Source organism: Pseudanabaena sp. 'Roaring Creek' (genome assembly GCF_001402795.1).
Classification (GTDB): Bacteria; Cyanobacteriota; Cyanobacteriia; order Pseudanabaenales; family Pseudanabaenaceae; genus Pseudanabaena.
Genome location: NZ_LIRE01000663.1, coordinates 1 through 3,895 on the forward strand (window position 1 = coordinate 1; position 3,895 = coordinate 3,895).

The 3,895-nt window shown below is 44.7% G+C and carries 3 protein-coding genes; 1 reads left to right on the top strand and 2 read right to left on the bottom strand.

Annotated features, from left to right (window positions below; genetic code table 11):
* Positions 1-135: 135 nt before the first annotated feature.
* A complete protein-coding gene (gene ylqF / locus AC805_RS17880; RefSeq protein ID WP_009627938.1) occupies positions 136-975 on the bottom strand; it encodes a ribosome biogenesis GTPase YlqF in 840 nt (279 codons plus the stop codon).
* 87 nt (positions 976-1,062) lie between these two features.
* Here ylqF and AC805_RS17885 point away from each other — a divergent pair, with 87 nt between their 5' ends.
* A complete protein-coding gene (locus AC805_RS17885) occupies positions 1,063-1,887 on the top strand; it encodes a TPM domain-containing protein (protein ID WP_055076642.1) in 825 nt (274 codons plus the stop codon).
* Positions 1,888-2,053: 166 nt separating this feature from the next.
* Here the strand turns inward: AC805_RS17885 and AC805_RS17890 are convergent, their stop codons facing one another.
* On the bottom strand, positions 2,054-3,376 hold the full coding sequence (locus tag AC805_RS17890) for a hypothetical protein (RefSeq protein ID WP_055076643.1): 1,323 nt from the start codon (positions 3,374-3,376) through the stop codon (positions 2,054-2,056).
* Between the last annotated feature and the right edge of the window lie 519 nt (positions 3,377-3,895).

Genomic DNA, 3,895 nt, shown 5'->3' on the forward strand with positions numbered 1-3,895 from the left:
TATAGATAATTCAAATAAAAACTACAGCTTCGACTTCGCTCAGCTAGCTTACACCGAGGGCTGAGCGAAGTCGAAGCCCGTCTACAAGTTATTTAAAACGACTATAACTATAAATCTTATTACGACTTGACGATCTTACTGAGGTGGCATTTCTAAAGCGATCGCCCCTAATTTCCCTTTCCGAAAATCATATAAAATCAATCGCGCGACCTTATCTAAATCGCCTTGAAACTTATTTAGAGCCGCAACTTCGTGAATATACTCAATTCCTGAGCTGACAGACTGCGGATCGATCGCATAACGACTACTAAGTTTGACATTCAGTTGAATCAACAAATCTACGGCTTCGGCGGCGACGAGTACGTTGTCATAGGCGGCTTGACCGATATCATCGCAGATCGCTAATTTCAAGGCAGCATCTTGATCGTGGAGCAACGGTGGGATTACGCCTGGAGTATCTAATAATTCGATTTCATCGGAAATCCTAATCCAACGGAGTTGGCGAGTTACGCCTGGTTTATTGGCACTTGCGACGACTTTTTTTTTGAGTAGCCGATTAATGAGGGCTGATTTGCCAACGTTAGGGAATCCCACTACCACCGCTCTAACGGGACGGGGCAACATACCGCGACCACGCCGCCGTTCGTTAACCTTCTCGCCTGCTACTTGCGCCGCCTTGAGGAGATCCACCATGCCTTTACCAGCTTGCGCGTCAGTAAAATAAGCCATGCGCTCTTGTTCGGTGAACCAACGAGTCCATTGCATTTTCACCGATGACGATATGGCATCAATGCGATTGCATACTAAAATATGTGACTTTCCCTCCACCCACTTTTCGATTTTGGGGTGCTTACTAGACATCAAAATACGCGAATCGCGCACTTCAATGACCACATCAACCAGTTTTAGTTGTTCTAACAACTGCTTTTCAGCCTTGGCGATATGACCTGGGTACCACTGAATTGGGCTTGCCATAGGAAATAATACGGAGAGAGAGTATTTTTAACTATATACTGCTGCTAAGATATTAAGAAATATTAAGATAAACCTTTAACAAAAATCATGATTAGATCCACCTTTCAGCAACTTGCTTGGAGATTTAGCGCGATCGCGATCGCCATACTCCTGCCCATCGCGATCGCGTTTACCCCTATGTCTAATGCTCATGCCTTTGATGCCCCTGAGCTACTACCAGAAAAATATACAAATGTGATCGATCTTGGTAAATTCTTAACCGATTCCGAAGAATTAGCTCTCGATCGAAAACTGACTAAATTTGAAGAACAGACAGGTTGGAAACTGCGGGTATTGACCCAAGTTGATCGGACTCCAGGGCGAGCCGTTAAGGATTTTTGGGGACTGGATGACCAAAGCGTCATGCTAGTTGCTGACTCCCGTGGGCGGAACTTACTTAATTTTAGTGTGGGGGATGCGGTGTACCCACTCCTATCCCGTAGCTTCTGGATCGAGCTCCAGTCACGCTATGGCAATCAGTTCTATGTCCGCGAACAGGGATACGATCAATCGATATTGTCTTCTATTGATGCGATCGCTACTTGTCTCGATCAAGATGGATGTGCAGTTGTACCAGGAATCCCCCAAGAACAATGGATCCTGACCTTGATTACTTCTATTGTTGGAGGCGTGGTCTTTGGTTTTGCAGGACATCCTCGGAAGGAAGGCGAAATCTTCGCTTGGAAATGGGCGCTTATTTTCACACCATTATGGGGAATGTTGTTTATTTCCTTCGGCTTAGGTCCCGTATTAACTCGCACTAATGAGTGGGTTCCCGTAGTTCGCAATGTTGCGGGATTTGTCGGTGGTGCGGTGGTTGCCTATCTAATTCCCTCTCCAAAACGGGTAGCCCCATCTCCTGAAATTCGTTAGTCACTTGAATTAGGACAAATCAAACCCCAAGAGTTGACTGGCGGCGCGAAGCGCCGCCAGTCAACTCTTGGGGTTTATGTCCTAGTACATTTGGCGATAGCTATAATTCAGAAAAGTATTGTCCCACTTTCGTGAATTGGTATTACTTAACTTTTCTGAAACCCACTTAATCGCGCTCGCGCTCGCGCTCGTATTTAGCGATCGTACCAAAGCCGGGGAATAAACGACTTGGTAAGCCCACAAAGACCACTTTAACGACTTGGTTAGAAGTTGTAGTACTTGTCGAAGTGCTTGTCGAGGTACTTGTCGAAGTGCTTGTCGAAGAACTTATAGAATTGGCGATCGCTTTAACTAAAGCCTGATAAGAAACCTCACTGAAGTAGTACAGATTCTTCTTCTGGAAATTAACAAAAACAATCTTATCTACGGCATTACTGCTACCAAGGGAAAAGGTATCGGTATCAGAAACTTCCGATGACTTAGATTCCACATATTTCAACAAGCTGGGATTGTTAACTAAAACCAGTAGAAATTTGGTTTTACCAGAACTCAAATATTTGGGGTTCAATCCCACAAGATTCAACAATTTAGGGTTGTTTACCAATATCAGAATTGTTTCTGTACTTGTGGCTGGAATCGTCGTGGTACTGGAAGCAGGCACAATGAGATTACCACTGGTGATATTCCCCTTGAGGGAGTAGGAACTGTTACTGCCAAGGGTAGCGGTATTGACAGTACCGACAATGGCAGTCTTAGCATCGGTGAATGTATCGACCTTGCTGGGAATCGAACCCGAAGCTAGCCCCGTAGCACGCACTTGATCGTTGGTTGCGAATGTTGTCGATCCGTTGAGGTTATCTAAAGTTTTATAAGTAAACTTAGTGAGTTGGGCTGTGCCATAGGGGGTGAGAACGGTGGGGATGCTATTACCGACAGTCGTACCATCAGCAAAACGAGTTGCATCAAACGTACCACTTGTAATGGGAATAACCACAGTGTTAGCGGGCAATGCGGAAATATTAGCGGCGGGAACTTGAATGGAAGACCCCGTTTGAATTGAACCAGTTACAGTTGCCGTATTGGTTCCCAAGTCAGAGACATTGACTCCAGTATTAGTAGTAGTCGTAATCTTGCCTTTGATTGTGGTATCGGCATTGCTAAAGTTGGCAGTGGTTCCCGTATCAAAATTGACAGAGCCTGTGGATTTACCAACAATATCGAAATTATTGCCATTGGTCAGATTTGTAGAACCAGCAGTCGTACCAGAAAGTGCAGAAACTTGAGCAGTGCCAACTGGGGTTAATACAGTTACAGCCGTACTACTTACATTATTGGTTGCCGCATTGGTGACATTTACCGTAAACCCCCCTCCAGTAATTGGTACAGATACGGTCTGGGCGAGTGATGGAGCCGCCGCGATCGCAGTTGCGCCAAGGGTAATTGCGATCGCTCCTAGGTTGAACGTGTAATGTTTAATCCGAGTCAGCATTTTCCTCTCCCTCTTAAAATTATTGTTTGGGTATTGCTTGGAAATATTAGTTATACCAATCCCCAAAAGTGTGGCTACACTTTTGGGGATTAAAAACCAAACCCAGTAAGGGTTTTAAAATCACAAAATGGCGTAGCCATTTTGTGATTTTGTATTAGAAGTCTTAGCCGAAATCTTAATTGTGCGTAGTTGATGAACACTAAAACTGGGGCACTTTGCCAAAAGCTTCAGTGGCGACGACATAAGCTCGGAATTAGTTCCAAATTGGGGCTTATTTCACCCAAGACGGCTAAGCTTTTTGGATGGTTCCCAAAAGGTTCCCAAGATCAAAAAATTCGTTGAAAATCTAAAGCCCCGATCTATTTCCTATCCAGCAAAAAGCGATCTCTAACTAAAAACTAATGAAAACCCCCAAAGATAAGTGGCGGCGCTTCTCGCCGCCACTCATCTTTGGGGGGTTTATAGTCGTTTTAAATAACTTGTAGACGGGCTTCGACTTCGCTCAGCCCTCGGTGTAAG

Excerpts from the sequence above, each read along its gene's own strand:
- AC805_RS17890 (WP_055076643.1), bottom strand. The coding sequence starts at position 3,376 with ATGCTGACTCGGATTAAACATTACACGTTCAACCTAGGAGCGATCGCA.
- AC805_RS17885 (WP_055076642.1), top strand. The coding sequence starts at position 1,063 with ATGATTAGATCCACCTTTCAGCAACTTGCTTGGAGATTTAGCGCGATC.
- ylqF (WP_009627938.1), bottom strand. The coding sequence starts at position 975 with ATGGCAAGCCCAATTCAGTGGTACCCAGGTCATATCGCCAAGGCTGAA.